This is a genomic window from Rhodonellum sp. (assembly GCF_030656585.1).
GTDB lineage: Bacteria > Bacteroidota > Bacteroidia > Cytophagales > Cyclobacteriaceae > Rhodonellum > Rhodonellum psychrophilum.
In genome coordinates, this window is sequence record NZ_JAUSPP010000015.1 from 57091 (window position 1) to 73434 (window position 16344).

The 16344-nt window shown below is 38.7% G+C and carries 19 protein-coding genes and 1 pseudogene; 12 read left to right on the forward strand and 8 right to left on the reverse strand.

Features of this window, described 5'->3' with window-relative positions; all coding sequences use genetic code 11:
* Positions 1 to 107: 107 nt before the first annotated feature.
* From xerA to Q7J63_RS02775, 4 genes are all read left to right on the forward strand, one after another.
* Positions 108 to 1214 (forward strand): site-specific tyrosine recombinase/integron integrase, encoded by a 1107-nt coding sequence (gene xerA / locus Q7J63_RS02760; RefSeq protein WP_304883862.1) that lies wholly within the window; start codon positions 108 to 110, stop codon positions 1212 to 1214.
* Positions 1215 to 1350: 136 nt separating this feature from the next.
* Complete coding sequence (locus Q7J63_RS02765; RefSeq protein ID WP_304883863.1) at positions 1351 to 1581, forward strand: Imm27 family immunity protein; 231 nt, start codon at positions 1351 to 1353, stop codon at positions 1579 to 1581.
* Positions 1578 to 2216: a hypothetical protein gene (locus Q7J63_RS02770; RefSeq protein WP_304883864.1), complete on the forward strand. Its 639-nt coding sequence runs from the start codon at positions 1578 to 1580 to the stop codon at positions 2214 to 2216. Before Q7J63_RS02765 ends, Q7J63_RS02770 begins: the two co-directional genes overlap by 4 nt.
* A 172-nt stretch (positions 2217 to 2388) precedes the next feature.
* Positions 2389 to 2844 (forward strand): GNAT family N-acetyltransferase, encoded by a 456-nt coding sequence (locus Q7J63_RS02775; protein WP_304883865.1) that lies wholly within the window; start codon positions 2389 to 2391, stop codon positions 2842 to 2844.
* Positions 2845 to 3163: 319 nt separating this feature from the next.
* On the opposite strand, the gene Q7J63_RS02780 is transcribed toward Q7J63_RS02775, so the two are convergent.
* The 3 genes from Q7J63_RS02780 to Q7J63_RS02790 are packed head-to-tail and all read right to left on the reverse strand — an operon-like array spanning position 3164 to position 4506.
* Positions 3164 to 3592 carry an integrase core domain-containing protein gene (locus Q7J63_RS02780; RefSeq protein WP_304883866.1) on the reverse strand — a complete coding sequence of 143 codons (429 nt, stop codon included), beginning with the start codon at positions 3590 to 3592 and terminating at the stop codon, positions 3164 to 3166.
* A gap of 3 nt (positions 3593 to 3595) precedes the next feature.
* The gene (locus Q7J63_RS02785) at positions 3596 to 4075 is read right to left on the reverse strand and encodes a hypothetical protein (RefSeq protein WP_304883867.1); all 480 of its coding nucleotides are present in this window, start codon (positions 4073 to 4075) and stop codon (positions 3596 to 3598) included.
* A gap of 5 nt (positions 4076 to 4080) precedes the next feature.
* Positions 4081 to 4506 (reverse strand): hypothetical protein, encoded by a 426-nt coding sequence (locus tag Q7J63_RS02790; RefSeq protein ID WP_304883868.1) that lies wholly within the window; start codon positions 4504 to 4506, stop codon positions 4081 to 4083.
* A 248-nt stretch (positions 4507 to 4754) separates the two neighbouring features.
* Here Q7J63_RS02790 and Q7J63_RS02795 point away from each other — a divergent pair, with 248 nt between their 5' ends.
* The 7 genes and pseudogenes from Q7J63_RS02795 (at position 4755) to Q7J63_RS02825 (ending at position 8142) form a co-directional block, all read left to right on the forward strand.
* Positions 4755 to 5099: a hypothetical protein gene (locus tag Q7J63_RS02795; RefSeq protein WP_304883869.1), complete on the forward strand. Its 345-nt coding sequence runs from the start codon at positions 4755 to 4757 to the stop codon at positions 5097 to 5099.
* Between the two features lie 55 nt (positions 5100 to 5154).
* Positions 5155 to 5397: a hypothetical protein gene (locus tag Q7J63_RS02800; RefSeq protein WP_304883870.1), complete on the forward strand. Its 243-nt coding sequence runs from the start codon at positions 5155 to 5157 to the stop codon at positions 5395 to 5397.
* Complete coding sequence (locus Q7J63_RS02805; RefSeq protein ID WP_304883871.1) at positions 5394 to 5792, forward strand: type II toxin-antitoxin system VapC family toxin; 399 nt, start codon at positions 5394 to 5396, stop codon at positions 5790 to 5792. Before Q7J63_RS02800 ends, Q7J63_RS02805 begins: the two co-directional genes overlap by 4 nt.
* Before the next feature lie 171 nt (positions 5793 to 5963).
* Entirely contained in the window at positions 5964 to 6581 is a 618-nt protein-coding gene (locus Q7J63_RS02810) for a hypothetical protein (RefSeq protein ID WP_304883872.1), read from the forward strand.
* A 98-nt stretch (positions 6582 to 6679) separates the two neighbouring features.
* Positions 6680 to 6883: pseudogene (locus Q7J63_RS02815) on the forward strand (type II toxin-antitoxin system RelE/ParE family toxin); the annotation flags it as partial.
* Positions 6880 to 7170 (forward strand): helix-turn-helix domain-containing protein, encoded by a 291-nt coding sequence (locus Q7J63_RS02820; RefSeq protein ID WP_304883873.1) that lies wholly within the window; start codon positions 6880 to 6882, stop codon positions 7168 to 7170. The pseudogene Q7J63_RS02815 and the gene Q7J63_RS02820, both read left to right, overlap by 4 nt.
* 357 nt (positions 7171 to 7527) lie before the next feature.
* Complete coding sequence (locus Q7J63_RS02825) at positions 7528 to 8142, forward strand: hypothetical protein (RefSeq protein WP_304883879.1); 615 nt, start codon at positions 7528 to 7530, stop codon at positions 8140 to 8142.
* 519 nt (positions 8143 to 8661) lie between these two features.
* Here the strand turns inward: Q7J63_RS02825 and Q7J63_RS02830 are convergent.
* From Q7J63_RS02830 to Q7J63_RS02840, 3 genes are read right to left on the reverse strand one after another with little or no spacing between them, the layout of a single operon-like run.
* Positions 8662 to 9963, reverse strand: a complete 1302-nt coding sequence (locus tag Q7J63_RS02830; RefSeq protein WP_304883874.1) for a hypothetical protein — start codon at positions 9961 to 9963, stop codon at positions 8662 to 8664.
* Between the two features lie 36 nt (positions 9964 to 9999).
* Positions 10000 to 10314 (reverse strand): hypothetical protein, encoded by a 315-nt coding sequence (locus Q7J63_RS02835; protein ID WP_304883875.1) that lies wholly within the window; start codon positions 10312 to 10314, stop codon positions 10000 to 10002.
* A gap of 23 nt (positions 10315 to 10337) precedes the next feature.
* Complete coding sequence (locus Q7J63_RS02840; protein ID WP_304883876.1) at positions 10338 to 10622, reverse strand: hypothetical protein; 285 nt, start codon at positions 10620 to 10622, stop codon at positions 10338 to 10340.
* 396 nt (positions 10623 to 11018) lie between these two features.
* On the opposite strand from Q7J63_RS02840, the gene Q7J63_RS02845 reads away from it, so the two are divergent.
* Positions 11019 to 11891: a sugar phosphate isomerase/epimerase gene (locus Q7J63_RS02845; RefSeq protein ID WP_304883877.1), complete on the forward strand. Its 873-nt coding sequence runs from the start codon at positions 11019 to 11021 to the stop codon at positions 11889 to 11891.
* A gap of 607 nt (positions 11892 to 12498) precedes the next feature.
* On the opposite strand, the gene Q7J63_RS02850 is transcribed toward Q7J63_RS02845, so the two are convergent.
* Together Q7J63_RS02850 and Q7J63_RS02855 are read right to left on the reverse strand one after the other, a co-directional pair.
* Positions 12499 to 14508, reverse strand: a complete 2010-nt coding sequence (locus Q7J63_RS02850) for an alpha amylase C-terminal domain-containing protein (protein ID WP_304883878.1) — start codon at positions 14506 to 14508, stop codon at positions 12499 to 12501.
* A gap of 414 nt (positions 14509 to 14922) precedes the next feature.
* A complete protein-coding gene (locus Q7J63_RS02855) occupies positions 14923 to 15969 on the reverse strand; it encodes a LacI family DNA-binding transcriptional regulator (RefSeq protein ID WP_031327275.1) in 1047 nt (348 codons plus the stop codon).
* Between the last annotated feature and the right edge of the window lie 375 nt (positions 15970 to 16344).

Here is a 16344-nt window from a genome sequence, read left to right on the forward strand (position 1 = left end):
TGTATGGGTTTGGAATTAAAACTCTCCAAAAATCAAGGATAAAAGAAAGTCAAATCATAGAATTAAGCTTTTTTTACTTACTTTGAGATAAATTTTTTGGAGGGCCCATGAAAACTATTTTTATCAAAAATGCTGCGTTTCAAAAAAAGCAATTGGTGCTGCTGGAGTTCCCTTTTGATTTTGAATTGAAAGAATTGGTAAAGACCCTTGCAGGCGCTGACTGGAAACCGTCTCTGAAAGCTTGGACAATCCCCTATTCCGATGCTGTCCTTCCAGATTTGCTGGCTATTTTCAAAGGCAAGGCTTGGTTGGACTATTCCGGATTTAAAAAGGTGGAAATCGAGACCACACCGGAAGCTTTACCGACATTGGCTCCAGCGTTGGCTCTGGAGATCCAACACTTTACCGATTGGATGCGGAACAGGCGATATTCAGAATCCACCATCAAAAACTACACAGGCGGGCTAGGGCTCTTCTTCCGGTTTGTCGGAAATAAAAATCCTGAACAGATTACCAATGAGGACTTGGAATCCTTTCATAAAAATTATATCATAAGAAGAAAATACTCTGCCTCCTTCCAATCCCTGGTGATCAATGCAGTGAAGCTTTATTTTTCTAACCGACTAAAAAGAAAATTGGAACCGAAGGAGATTGAGCGACCAAAACAGCCCCGACTCCTACCCCATGTGCTCAGTAAAGGAGAAGTGAAAACCATCCTGCAAGCCCACCAAAACATGAAGCACCGGACAATGCTGAGCCTGATCTACGCATGCGGACTTAGACGAGGAGAACTCCTGAATCTCAAACTCACTGACATCGATTCGCAAAGAGGAATGGTACGCATCAACCAGGGAAAAGGCGGCAAAGACCGTATGGTACCGATCAGTGCCAAAGTGATCGGGATGCTTAGGGAATACTATCATTACGGAAAGCCAAAAGAGTATTTGTTTGAAGGAGCTATCTCGGGACAGACCTACAGTCCAACAAGTCTTCAAGAAGTGTTAAAATCTGCGGTTAAAAAATCCGGAATTAAGAAGCCAGTTACTTTGCATTGGTTAAGACATTCGTATGCGACCCATTTGCTCGAATCAGGCACAGATTTGCGGTTTATCCAAGAACTATTGGGTCACAACTCCAGTAAAACAACTGAAATATATACCCACGTAAGCCAAAAAAGTCTTCAAAAGATTAAAAGCCCTTTTGACGATCTTTAAAAATAAAACCAACAAAACCGTATCTATCGATCCAATAGTGGAAAGTTTATATGGAAAAACCGAAGGAATAAACAAGTTGGGCAACATTTCAGAAGACCAACGACCGAAATAAGAGCAATCTTAAAAAACACAATGAATGGAAAAGGAAATAATTGGAAAGTGGATTTTTAAAAATGGAGAAGTTATTCCTGATTCCAATTGCTTCTTAATCAATACTATGATAAAAAACAGCTTAAAGGAAATAAAAGTAAGTGAAGACGGATGGACAAAGCAATATGAAGATAAAAATGGCATTGTTTGGGAATTGACTTATCCTGAAAGTCATTTACATGGCGGTGGACCTCCAAAATTGACCTTAATTAAATGAAAAGATTACTAAACATATTGCTTCTAGTTTTTATAAGTGCGCCAATCTATTCCCAGACTTATCTAACTTCTGAAGTAATAGAGAAGGCTGAATTTCATTTAAAAAAAGCTGTTGGCGAAGACCTATTTTATTTTTTCAAACTTGACCCAGATTCTTACTATGAATACAAAAGTAGAACGGGCAAAACTAGGTGGGAAAACATCAACAAAGGGAAAAAGACAAAAGGAAATTTTGTTAATGGGGAAAGCATAAGATTTATTTTATACCATCCGGAATTTCCATATCTATATGTCAACAAAAGAATTTCTGTCCAATTAGCTTCTGACCTAAGTTTGAAGTCTGAAATTAACCTAGATAGAATCCCAAAATTTCTATTAGAAGGAAGAAAGTCTGATTGGCTTAATGAAAATCAGCTCGATAAGATTATTAAAAATCAAGGTTTAAAAAAATCTGTAAAGAATCCAATAAAGCGACTAGAGTTTGACAATAATGAAAGGAAATACTATTGGATGGTCTTCAATACTCTTTACGAAGAAAAGTGCTATTCTGATGAAGAACTTTTGCATATTGACCCAGTAACAGGACAAGTTTTAAAGCATTATGAAGAACGATATTATGTTATGCATTGCCACTAAGAAAATAAAAACGTTGCCCAACATCACCTTGGATACAGCGGGCGGTTCAGAGTAAATAGAAAGTTTAGTATCTTTAAGACGTTAGGAGTAGTTTGGAAGGGAACGTTTCCAAATGCCCGCCGTCTCCAAGCTGAATCCCGTTAGCAACAAGCTAAAAAAACAGAACTCAATAATGAAATTTAGAAAAGCAACTAGAAATGACATTTCGGAAATAGTGGAAATGATTGCGGACGATGAACTCGGAAAAACGAGGGAAAATTTTCAAACACCGTTACCGGCTGAATATCTTAGCGCTTTTGAAAATATAAACGCTGACCAAAATCAAGAACTGATTGTTGTTGAAAACGAAAACTCTGAAATTATCGGGACTTTACAATTGTCATTTATTCAATATCTGACTTATCGTGGAGGAGTTAGAGCTCAAATAGAAGCAGTAAGAATAAGAAAAGACAAAAGAGGACATGGAATAGGAAAGACAATGTTTGAATGGGCAGTAAATAGAGCAAAAGAACGAAATGCTCATTTATTACAACTGACCACAGACAAAAAAAGACCAAAGGCAATCAAATTCTATGAAGACTTGGGATTTAAAGCTACACACGAAGGAATGAAAATACACTTTGAATAATAAAGCCAGTTGCTAACAGCGTATATAACTTATGGCGGGGAAAGTGGTAAATTCAAGCTTTGGGCTTTTAAGTAACTTTGTCTCGTCCTGAAAAAAGTTTACAGATTTAGCAGATAATCCTGCCATGAATTTACATTTTTTTTTAATCCTGAAAACACTTTACATTTGACGTACCGGATGAAGCGGAAAAGAGCAATGCTGAGGAGCAACTCTCTAGGATTAATCCGGCCAGATTTGCATATAGATCCGATACTGAGTTTACACTTATTATCGGATTTTCTGTTTATATGCATTTCTGCCATTCCTAAGAAAACCTATTTCATTTTTCCTCCATTTCTATCTTGGGCTGAAAATAATTTCTCCATAGTCTTTCGGGTTTGATTTTGTGACCGCTATGGTGCATCTGGTCAGGGGTAAAATTTCCGATGCTCATATGTGGCCTTTCACTATTGTACAGGTTGACTGCTTCACTGAGGAGATCTCTGGCTTCTTTGAGAGTATCAATGTCGTAATTATAAAGGTATTCTTCTTTGATGATTCCGTTTATTCTTTCCGCAACGGCATTTTCCAATGGATCCCCATTTTCGGTCATACTGATCCTGATCAAGTGATCTTCCAACATCTTTATATAAGCCTGGCTGCAATACTGAATACCCCTGTCACTGTGGTGGATCAATTCTCCGTTAAAACCGACAGGCAGGCCTGATAATGCCATTCGGAGGGCATGAAGGCTTTCCACTGTCTCCATTGTTTAGCCTACATGGTAGCCCACGATTTTATGCGAGTATACATCGGTGATAAAACTGATGTACAGATGGATCTCCCCTAGCTTCCAATACGTGATATCACTTACCCATATCTGATTGATTGCTGTTGGGATCATCTCTCTGATCAGGTTTGGGTACTTCCGCAGTCTGTGATAAGAGTTGGTCGTCTGTATTCTCCGTTTTCGTCTACGTACCAAAAGGTGATTGGCAGAAAGCAGGTCAAAAAGACCGTCTCTGCCGATTTTGATCTGATTCTCAAGCAAAAAGGGATGCAGTATCTCATAAAGCTTCCGTGTACCCATTCTTCGGTGGCGGCTACGTATATCCCTGACCTGCATTAAAACCATTTCTTCCTCCAGTGTTGAAGAAATTGTCTCCCAGTTGTATTGGTAATAAGCCTGTCTGCTTATACCAAACCAACCACATAACTTGGCCAAGCCTATGTGTCGAAAATTGCTTTTCATTGTCTCTATGGCTTGGTATTGAGCTTTTTTCTGATGGGAATGTTAAATTCTTTCTCGGCGATATCCACCATTGTGGAAAAGGCAATAGCCTTCAACTCGGCATCCATGAGCTGTTTTTCCAGTTCAAATATTCTTTTTTTGAGCTGGAGGTTTTCAAAGGAATCATCACTTTGACCGGATAGAGGCATCTTTTTCTTTACAGGCATTTTTTTTCTTTGGCTGTTCAATGTAGTACTTATTGCCCGGCCTACACTGGGGTATCCCAATTTTTTCATCCATCTGAGAAGTTGGCCGTGTTCTTCTTCCTGGCCGGTATATTTTCTCCAGATTTCTTTCTTGGTACATCCATTGGAAATCATTTCCTGAATGATCGCATGTTGCTCTTCCTGGGTAAAATATTTACCCTGTTTTTTTACGGTTTTTTTGTTCATTTTTACCTTCAATAGTGTAAAGCTATTTCAGGACAAGACAGTCATTGCCAAACTGAAAGTGAAGTGCTTTTAAATCCGCTACTTCTCATACACGCAAAACGTTAGCGAAAATTGAAAAAAACATGGAAAGCAATAATCTATATCACCACTTTCTGAAATATCTGTTTCTTGGCTTAGGAGTAATAATGTTAATTACGTCTACCTTATCTTGGTTCTTCCCCGAGTTATTCTGGATAAATGGTGAGAAAATGGAACAAAGCGTCGTTACTACGTTAGTTTTTGGAATGATAGGAATAGTTTGCTTTCTAATATTTATTACGATTAAGGATAAATTTGTAATTGTAAAAATAGGAGGTCAAAATGTAACAATAAAAAATGGCGGGAACGAAAGAAAAATAAATTGGATGGAAGTGGAATCCCTTTCTCTCATACAGTTTGTTTACCCTCCTTTGTATAAATTGAAAGTTAAAGGAGATAACAAAGTCTATTTGTTCAACACAGAAAATGTATTTATCAATGCATCTGGTTTTGTAAAAGATTTGAGTGATATGGGAGACTTAATTCAGAAAAAGAAAAGAGAATTAGGAATTTAATTCTCCAAATCTATTGACCATCAAACCATTAATTTCGTAAATTGAATAAAAAAGTATGGCAAACCTCACTTTAAACAATAAGACATTAGAAAAGTATTTTGGCCTCTTGAAAGGCTTGGATAATCTTTCTAAGAAAAAACTGATCATTAAATTGACCGAGTCTCTTGATATAGAAGAAGAGAAGGTGGATTTGCGAAGCATTTTTGGAGCATGGGAAGATGATAAAGATTCCGATGAAATCATTAAAGAAATTAGAGAATCCAGAATTGAAAGAACGGAAAATCCTGGTTTCGAATGAAGTATCTTTTAGACACCAATATCTGCGTCCATTTTTTAAGAGGCAAGTATGGATTGATAGAAAAGTTTGAACATTTAGGTACGGAGAATTTTGCTATTTCAGAAATTACTTTGGCAGAACTGGTTTTTGGAGCTGAAAACAGTAAGAACCCTCAAAAAAATCTTGATTTAATTGAGGTGTTTGCCAACCAAGTTGTTATCCTTCCGATTTTTAGCGCAATCTACCTGTATGGTAAAGAGAAAGCCCGATTAAGATCAATAGGCTTGCAGATAAGTGATTTTGACCTGTTGATTGGATGCACAGCAATAGAAAAAGACCTAATAATGGTGACAGAAAACTTGAAAGAGTTTCAAAGAATCTCTGGTATCCAGATTGAAAACTGGGTAAAAAGATAAAAAGTAACTTTCGCTAACATCACCTTGGAAGACAGCGGGCGGTTCCGAGTAAATTGAAAGTTTAGTACCTTTAAGAAGTTAGGAGTAGGTTGGAAGAGAACGGCTCCGAACGCCCGCCGTCTCCAAGCTGAGGACCGTTAGCGGCAAGCATAGGAAGACAAACCAACAACAATGAAACTAAAGACAATTATCATATTGACAATCATAATTTCTAATCTGTTTTCTTGCAAGGACAGTGGAGAAAGTGTTTTTACCGACAAGACCTATCAAGACACAATTAAACAAAATATTGGAGGCTTATTAATTCGTGAAATCCACTATTATGACGACTTTAGTTCTTGGATTTATGATGTTAAGTATTCCTACAAGGACAAATTTGATAGCATAAGGAGTATTGGTTCTGGGTCTTTCTACAAAGTTGAACCACCCAAAGACGAGCAATTAATTCAAATTGCTAAATGGACAATTTTCAAAACAAGCTCTGACCGAGACAAAGACCTGCTATTTATTTGCGACAATGACACAAAAAAATGGACTGAGTTCGAAATATCTCCAAAGACAATTGAGCAGACTGGTTTATGGAGAGAACAAAACATTGACTTAGAGCTTGAAAACTGGGACACAGTTTCAAAAATTGACAAAATTGACCAAGACGGAAATATAACTGTGCATTATACTTACGCTAAAAAAAACAGAATATTTTCCTTCATCACAGGAGAAAGACAAATTACATACAAAATAAATTTACAAACGGGCAGACCTGAAATGACAGGAGTTGCAGAAATATAAAATGGACAACAAACAGACGACAGAAAGAATGCCAGCCGCTAACAGCACCTACAAAAAATTGGCGATTCAGTGGTTAAATGAAGCTTTGTGCTTCGTATCTATATGAAGCAAGGGTTCAGTTGGCATCTAATATATGGAGAGTATTTTGTTTTTTCGATGAAGGAAAGCTTGTGATACTTCTCAATGGCTTTCAAAAGAAAACCCAAAAAACACCAACCAAGGAAATTGAAATTGCTGCCAAACTGATGGATGAATATTATGCTGAAAAGGAAGTTCAAAAAGGAAAAAAGAAAAGGAAATGAATACGAAGAGCTGGAAAAAAATCAAAGATGATGTGTACGGAGTCAAAGGAACCGAACGCAGGGATGAATTGGAAAGAGATTTTGAGTCTTTCACAATTGGTTTGCTATTAAAGAAGGCAAGAGAGGACAAGAATCTAACCCAGGAGCAATTAGCGGAATTAGTAGATAAAAAGAGAACTTATATTTCAAGAGTTGAAAACAATGGAAGTAATCTGACACTGAAAACCCTTTATGAAATTGTTGAAAAAGGATTAGGTGGGAAAGTAAAAATCTCCATTGAACTCTGAAAAAGGAAATACACGCTATATCATCGCCTAGGATACAACGGGTGGTTCCGAGTAAATATGAAATTCAGTATCTTTTAAAAGTTAAGAGTAGGTTGGAAGGGAACTTTTCCAAATGCCCGCCGTCTACAAGCTGAATCACGTTAGTAGCAAGTGTAACTGACGATATAGAAATAAACAATTAACATTTAAAACAGAAAATTATGACTTGGTGGATTTTATTTGGAGTGGGAATTACTTTTATGACACTCATTCTTGCAGGTGCATTTAAAAAGAAAAAATGACGAGAATTTACTCATACATATTACGAATGACGATGGAGCGGCTCCAAATCCATTTTGGGGACTATGCACATAGACAATTTGTAAACCTGCAATAAGAAGAAATGCTCAAATAGGTGATTGGGTTATTGGGACAGATTCAAAAAACACAAAACTTAAAGACAATAAAACTTATGACTTTTCAGACAGCATAGTGTATGCGATGAAAATTACAGATAAGAAATTATTGAGTGAATATGACGAGTTTTGTAAAAACGACTTAACCAACAAAATTCCCAAATGGAATACAAAAGATTGGAGACTTCGTGTTGGGGACTGCATTTACGATTACTCGGCAAACAGCGAACCAATAATTAGAAAAGGAGTTCACAATGAAGGTAACAGACAAAGAGATTTGGGTGGATATAATTCGTTACTATCTGGCCACTTTTATTATTTTGGCGTTGAAGCAAGACCTCTTCCAACAGAATTAAAGGAACTGATAAAGAAAAACCAAGGACACAAGAAAATAGAAAAGCCCGACCTCATTCAAGAATTTGAAAAATGGATTGAACAATTTGAGAAAAATAAATTGTATGCAGACCCACAAATGAGATGGCTTTTTGACAGGGATTTATCAGACGGAGAATTATCTTCTTGTATCAAAGAGAAGTTGGCAAATGACGAAGACGAAAACGAAGAAAGGCTATGCTGAAAGAAAGAACAACAGCCACTAACAACTAAGCTTTCGTTGCGTACGCAGCACGAACAATGAAGCTATAGAAACAAAACAACATTCGATCTGACGGACAAAGATTCGGTTTCAAAACCCCGTGCTTCATTAAAGAAAGCCAATCAAATATCATCCGTTGAAATTAAGATCTTCCTAAAATCAAGAATGGAAGAATGTCAATTCATACAAGTCAGCTTTGTTTCCCAACGTGTTTGGACAGAAAGCTGGATTTCGGTTTTATCTGCTCTTGCAGGTATTGTCCACATCATGGATAGGAGCATCAAAATCGAGAGATTTTGACACCCTTTTTCCAAATCAAGATACCAGGCTATTTAACCCGTGTCATGAATTCCCAATTCATGACACGGGTATAATTTCTTAATGATCAGTGATTTGTGTGTTATTTTTGACTTCATTGTATAGGTATTATCCTTATTCTCTCAAAACCCTGATTTTCTTGTAGTTTCAATCCTATTAGAAAATCTAATGCATATTTCGAATTTAATTCATTCCCATCTGTTTTTTAGTTCCATTGGGCAGGATTTTGACACTTCCCGTGATATTTGTCTCAGGATTTTTTATTCTATGGCCTGTGGATTTCTCCCAGTTGTTGACCACCATCAAGATGTCCACCAATGCGGCTTTTTGGGCAGCAGAGGCTGCCAAAGATCCGCTCGCTGTGGAACTCTCGATTACCCTTCTTATCCAAAGATCCGGGGCGGAAATTTCGAAAGTCCCAAACTCTATATTTCTCAGAATTGTGGCCATCGGAGCGGCCATATCAAACAGCGATTGGGTCCTTTTGTGTGAAGCTATCCCTACTTTTTTACCGATATTGGCCAGTCTTTCGGACGAAGTATTCGCCTGACAACCCAAAAAAGAAACCAAGGGACTGTCGTATGAAATAATGTAAAACATCCAGGACATCATCACCACAGATGCATATTCCTCCCTGGACAGATTCATGTATTGATAGGTAGACAGCTGGATATTGCCGGTACTTCCTCTTCTGGCCATCAACATCTGCCTGAGTTTCGTGGCCATGTCGATGATCCTTTGGTAATCCGTAGAATTGGCACCACTTGTATTTTGTGCATTGATATACCCTTGCCAGAGTTCGGAAAGAAACTGCTCGAAAAGGAAGATAAAATCCTTATTCGCGGATTTGGCCTTGATATAACTATAATCTATACTGCTACCTTCAGTCGGTTCACCAAAGGCCAGATCCATCCCAAACATCCTGAAATAGGCATTTCTACGGCTTCCCTCGGGATTCGGGCGAAGATTTCCCGTTATGTTTCGGTAGTTGGTGTTGGAAAGGGTTTTGAAAAACAAATTCTCTGTGTTCTGTATCCAAAGAAAAGCTTGGTTATGGGAAGGATCCTGTGCACTTGCGATTCCCAATTCCTCATCATGGCGGTAAAGATAGATCAGCCTTTCCATGATCTGTGACAAGCGAGAGTTTTCAATCAGGTAGGCATAAATCAAATGATAAGGTGGTGCATCCTTAGGCTTGAACATTTCAAAAGCACTGATTGGCCCATGGATCATATCATACCAATGTTTTTGGATGGCCTTTTCAAGCACCACCGAATCTTCGTAGGAGACGAAATCCTGCCGGAATTGATTTGAATAAGTTTCATTTTGATTGCTTAGTTTAGGCAATTCAGGCCTAGGTTCCCCGGGAAGTACCTCGATACCACTTGAGAAAGGCGCCCCGATAAAATCGCTGGTTATTATTGGACTGCCTGGCCTTACCTTATCTGTACAAGCGGTATAAATCAAATGATCGATGATATCCATAATGCTCTTATAATTATATGGTTAAACAATACTAAATCAATTGTCTTTAAGCCGAATATAACTTACTCGCACAGAGATATAAATATCATTGCCTTTTGTGTACACATTTTGAATTTCCTGCTCCTGCTGATTGAATGGCCCCGAAGCCTCCCTTGCCCTTTCGAATTCCAATTCCTTCTCGTACCTCCTCAACAACTCTTCTGCATCCATCCTCTTTTTTAGAAGTTCAGGATATTTCAATACATCGGGGTTTTTTTCTTTATCCATTTTACCACATTCTGAATCAATCCAGCCAATGGATTTGGCCAATCTTTCTATTTGCTTTTCGAGATCTGATTTTCTTTCTTCCATTTTATTTTATCGTTTTATAAGGTTCAATTCATTTCCACCGTGAATCCCAATTTTGTCATCCAATTTTCCTGTTGCTTGTACAGTGCATTCAAATCCCCTCTCCCGATTCCTATCTTGAATCCACCCAAAGCCAGTAATCGGATGCACTCCTTCCAGATCCAAGCATGCGAAGTATACAATGCCGGACCTGCCAGGTATTCCAACTTTTCCAATTCACGCGGGCTGACTTTTTCCGGCGAAACCAATTGCGAAAGTGATTTATTGCAAAAACCATTTAGAAAAATATGGATCAAAAGACTTGGCTGCATTCTTAAATTCTGATTTAAAAATTCAAAAAAGAAAAAAACATCCTTATCCTGTTAATAAATTATGTTATTGAAGTTATATTGTTTTTTTCGATAAGACAAGCAAGTGTATAATTTAAAAATATAATTCAGATAAAAGACCGAATTATATTTTGCGTTAAGGGAAAACGAAGAAATATTTATTTCTTTTCCAACGGGTTCAAAAAATCGGCATTACAATTACCTAAACACCCCTTAATGAATCGCTTTCAATCGAAAGTCCAAAACATTCCTACCGAAAAAAACCTGAATAAATCGGGTTTCTAGAAGCGACTGATTGTTGAAAAAATCAACCAGATTTTAAAAAATGCCTTGAAAACAACTCCTGAAATTTATATTATAACACTACATAACCCAACCATGATCAAAAGCACCGTACTTATCCTCCTCTTCATTTGCTCAGGCACCATTGGCGTCTTTGCACAAAAACCAAAAACCCAAATGCCTGTTGAGATTGGGATGGTTTCCTACACCTATCGCCACAGTTTTGAAAAAGACATTGCCAAGACCTTGGATACCATTCAGGCTTTGGGCATACGAAACATGGAATTTTCCAACCTTTTTGGAAGTGATTCCAAATCGATCCGGAAAATGCTTGATGACAGAGACATGATTTGCACCTCCTTTGGTGTCAGTTATGAGGCCCTTGTAAAAGATCCCGATGCAGTGGCTGCCGATGCCAAAAATCTCGGAGCCAGCTTCGTAAGAGTGGCATACATCCCGCATACAGCGCCATTTACCAAGATTCATGCGGATAAGGCGATTGCGGATTTCAACCATGCCGGAAAAATCCTCAAGGAAAAACATGATTTGGAATTCTGCTATCACAATCATGGATATGAATTCCAAGCCTTCGAAAATGGGACTTATTTCGACTATATCGTGACGCAGACACATCCTTCCTATGTGAGCTTTGAAATGGATGTTTTATGGGTGTTTCATCCAGGAGCAGATCCAGTGGAATTATTGGAAAAATACGGGGACAGGTTCAAGTTGATGCATGTGAAGGATTTGAAGAAAGGAATAAAGGGAGATTATTCCGGCAGCACTCCAGTGGAAAATGACGTGGCTTTGGGTACTGGTCAACTTGATTTACCGGCGATAATTGACGCTGCCAAAAACTCCTCGATCAAGTATTATTTCATCGAAGATGAAAGTCCAAACATCAAAACACAGTTGCCCCAAAGCATTCGCTATTTGGAAAACCTTTTAAGGACTGTTTCCAAAAAATAATATTCGAAGGGAATTTTCCAATAAGCGGAATCCTTGTATTTGTCTCCCGATAATTGGCAAAACCAATAGAAGCACTGATTTCTATAGGATAAACTACACCTTTTTGGAGTTGAGCGCATCTGACAACATCCTTTCAAATTGACCGCTCATAAAAGATTCAGGCATTTTTTGACTCTGAATAAAGATCACGAAAACGGACTAACCTGGACATTTGTGTCCAAAAATGTACGCTACATCCTGAAGAAATCTATTTATTATCCTGATCATCAGTTATTTATAAAAACGGTTTACTTTTTGTAATTCATCAACAGTAGGGCAAAGATCCAAAAATCGAAAAAACATGATCTAAGTCAGATTAAAAGTTGCAAAAACCTAATCGAATTGAAGTCGTTGAGTAAATAAGGAGTAAAAACACATTGCAATGGCAGGGAGACTAAGATACTGCTCACAAGGAGAGTAAAGCTTTTCTCTTTTAGTTTAGTTGATGAAACGTGTCATTGTAATTAAAATGGGCCTTCGCGGCCCATTTTTTTTCTAAAACCAAAATGAAGATGGGAGTTCGGCTCAATATCGTTTTTTTCGCCCTAGGAATCCCAATGTTCACAGCCTATAGTTTTTTCAACACCAAAGCTGTCCTGTTCGGCACATATATCCGAAGCGTTAGCTCCTCATCGGTTGGATAATCCAAAGCGGCATTGATCCTTTCAAATCCGCCGTATTTTTTGTCATCCGAATTCAGGACGATTCGATAATTGCCTGAATGTGGTACTTTGAAAGCATAGCCAAAAAAGGACTCACTGATATTGAAACTGAAAATAAAAATCAGCCCCCCTCTTTCAAAGACGATGATTTTGTTTTTAGGATCCATATAGAGCTGATTGGCCGGGGCCGATGGAAGTACATTGAAGTCCTTGATCAAGCTCACCATGGCCTTGTCCCAATTGCCCAAAAATTGATATTTAAGGTTTGCATTTTCCACCAAGGACCATTGCCTTCTCGCATATTGATAACTCCAATCATTGCCTTCCCTAGGGAAATCCACCCATTCAGGGTGCCCAAATTCATTCCCCATAAAGTTCAGATAACCCTCACCACCCAAACTGATGGTGAAAAGCCGAATCAATTTATGGAGGGCAATGCCCCTATCGATGACCAGATTGGGATCTTCTACGCCCATGTGGAAATACATTTCCTTGTCCATGAGCCAAAAAGCGATGGATTTGTCCCCGACCAGAGCTTGATCGTGTGATTCCGCGTAGGCGATGGATTTTTCCTTTTTGGGCCTGTTGGTCAATTCATGCCACATTTCAAAAAGGTCCCACTCCTCATCCGTTTTGTGTTTGAGGGTTTTGATCCAAAAATCGGGGATCCCCATGGCCAACCTGAAGTCAAAGCCCAATCCCCCTTCTTCCAATGGCCGGCACAAACCCGGCATTCCACTTACCTCTTCCGCAATGGAAAGGCAATTCTGTTTGAATTTATGGATGACTGTATTGGCCAATTGCATATAAAGAACCGCGTCCCAATCTACCCCATCTCTGAAATATTTTTCGGGGTTGTCAAAATCGGTATTGCCATGGTGCAGATACAGAATGGAGGTGGCCCCGTCAAATCGAAATCCGTCAAAGTGAAATTCTTCCATCCAATACCTGATGTTGGAAAGCAGGAACTGTTGGACTTTGGATTTTCCGTAGTCAAACAATTTTGAATCCCATCCTTCATGATAGCCTTTTCCTCCTGGATGAAAATAATGGTGATCCGAACCATCGAATTCATTAAGGCCTTCGTTGACATTCTTGACCGCATGAGAATGGACAATGTCCATAATCACCGAAATCCCCATTTCATGTGCCTTGTTGAGGAGATATTTAAGTTCCTCTGGCGTTCCAAATCTAGAAGTCGGGCAGAAAAAATTACTGACATGGTACCCAAAAGATCCATAATAAGGATGTTCCATGATCGCCATCATCTGGATGGTATTGTATCCACCCTCTTTGATCCTAGGCAAAATATTATCGGCAAATTCCAGATACGTTCCAACGCCTTCTTTTTCCTGTGCCATTCCGGGATGGCACTCGTAAATCAAGGGTTGTTTGATATTTTCCACCGGGGAAAAACCCGAATCGGTCCATTTGAAGGGCTGAGGAGGAAACCAAAGTTGTCCCGAAAAATCATGGTTTTCGGTATCTTGGACAACTCTTCGGATATATGCAGGAATCCTGTCCAGGGAGCCGTTTTCTCCAATCACCAATACCTTTACTTTACTTTCATGAACGAATGAACGCTTATATTCCTCGAATGGCAAAAATATTTCCCAATCCCCATGGTGGTTTTTTTTCATGGGATGGCTGCCTCTGTTCCAATAGTTGAAATCACCCATCAAAAACAATTGAAAGGCCTTTGGTGCCCATTCTCTGTAAATCCATCCTTTGCGAAAAGAGTCGTAGTGAAAACCATAATATTGATGGGCCGATGCAAATTCCAGAATGCTTCCAAATTGAAGTTCGATTTCCTTTAAGGCTATTTGATACCTCAAGTAACGGTCTTCAATATCCTGAGCGTAAGCTTCCAACCAAGGTTCTTCTTTAACAATAAGCAGTGTTTCCGATTTTTTCACAAAAAATGATCTTTAAGTTCAATCACAATTTAGATAAAATTGGTTTGGGCACAAGAAAAATACACTTCTAAAATTTCAAAAAAGGAAGGAAACACGAAAATAAACGAGTGAGTAGGCCTTACTATACTACAAAAAAATACAACATGAAGGAAGCAAGAGAATAACCTCCGAGGAATGACAAAAAGAGAGGGGTTGAAAGCGAAATTTTAAGGTGTTCAGGAGCACGCCCGTGGTGATTGAAATGGCTGATTTTCCTTAAATACTTATCAGGAAATACAGACAAAATCAACAATCCATAAGCCACGGTCATGATTATCAAAGCTGAAAAGATTTGCATACTGATAAAATTACCACCAAGAATTGGATTTTCGAAAAAAAAACCCAAAAGAATATGAAGTAATTTTTAACTAAGTATTATCCTTGTGTTACTAAATTTGATTGAACAGAACCCGTTGATTCCCTGATGACCAATTTGGTTTTCAATTCATAGGTTTCGTGATTGTCCAAAGAATGTTTTTGGATCATTTCCAATATGATTTCCGTAGCCATCTTCCCCATTTCGTATCCATGCTGATCGACTGAACTCAGGGATGGTGACACGACCTCAGCCAGATGCCAATTGCTAAATCCCATGACGCCTACGTTTTTGGGGATTTGGTACCCCGCTTGTTTCAAATACCGGATCACCCCCAAGGCAACCAAGTCCGTGATACAAAAAAAAGCATCAGGTGGGTTATTGCTTTCCATCAGTTCCTTGGCAAAATCAAATCCTTCTTGCTCACTGATATCTGTACATCCTTTGATCCAATCTGGAGAACTTTCCATACCATGATTTTCCAAGGCCTTGACATAACCTTGGCATCTTTCCGAAGCATTTTTCACCAAATCCCGTCCCTTGACGTGGGCGATCTTTTTGTACCCACGATGGATCAAGTGCTTGACTGCTTGATATGCCCCGTCAAAGTCATCCACAATGACTTTGGGTGTATCCAACAAATCGGTGATTTTATCAAATTGAATGACAGGCTTCCCGGCATCCATAAATTCTTGAATATGTAGACCTTCTATGGTTTCGTTGGAGATGGAAATCAATAGGCCATCCACGCTGCTATTGAGCATTGCCCGGGAGACCATGACTTCATCTGCCAACCTATCGTTTGATTGGCTGACCATCACATTGTAGCCATGCTTGTTGGCTACGGCTATTGCTCCACTGATGACGTTGGCAAAGAAATGATGGACCAGTTCCGGAACAATCAATCCAATATTGAAAGTCCTGCTTTTGCGAAAATTAACAGCCAAATAATTGGGTACATAATGGTGTTCTTGCGCATATTCCTTGACTCTATCAATGGTTTCCTGTGCAATGTCGGGATGTTCTTTTAAGGCACGAGAAACTGTAGAGATAGAAATGCCAAGGGATGTGGCAATATCCTTCAAGGTCAATTTTCGTTTTTCCATTTCTGCTGGTCTATTTTGCAATCTACTTCACCCACCCTTCAATGTGTCCCTTTTAAAAGAAAGGTCCTATGTAAGGGCTTTTTAGGACAGAAAGGGTTATTCGGATATCATTTATATAATATTAACCCAATTTTGATCATTTTCCAAAACAGGGGTTTTAGACCTGTTTTTAAATTTCCTTTCTTGGGAAAAACAAAAACGGAACGCAGTAGTTTGGCTGTTTTTGGAATTTTTAACCCGAATTCTAAGACGTTGGAATAGTAACGTTAATGCGCTAACTTTTGGTTGCAGCTTGAAAGCCTATGCATTGAATGGTGATTTTATCCCTTCCCGAATTCTGGTAGAAATGTTCAACCCCAATCTCTAAGGTTAGGG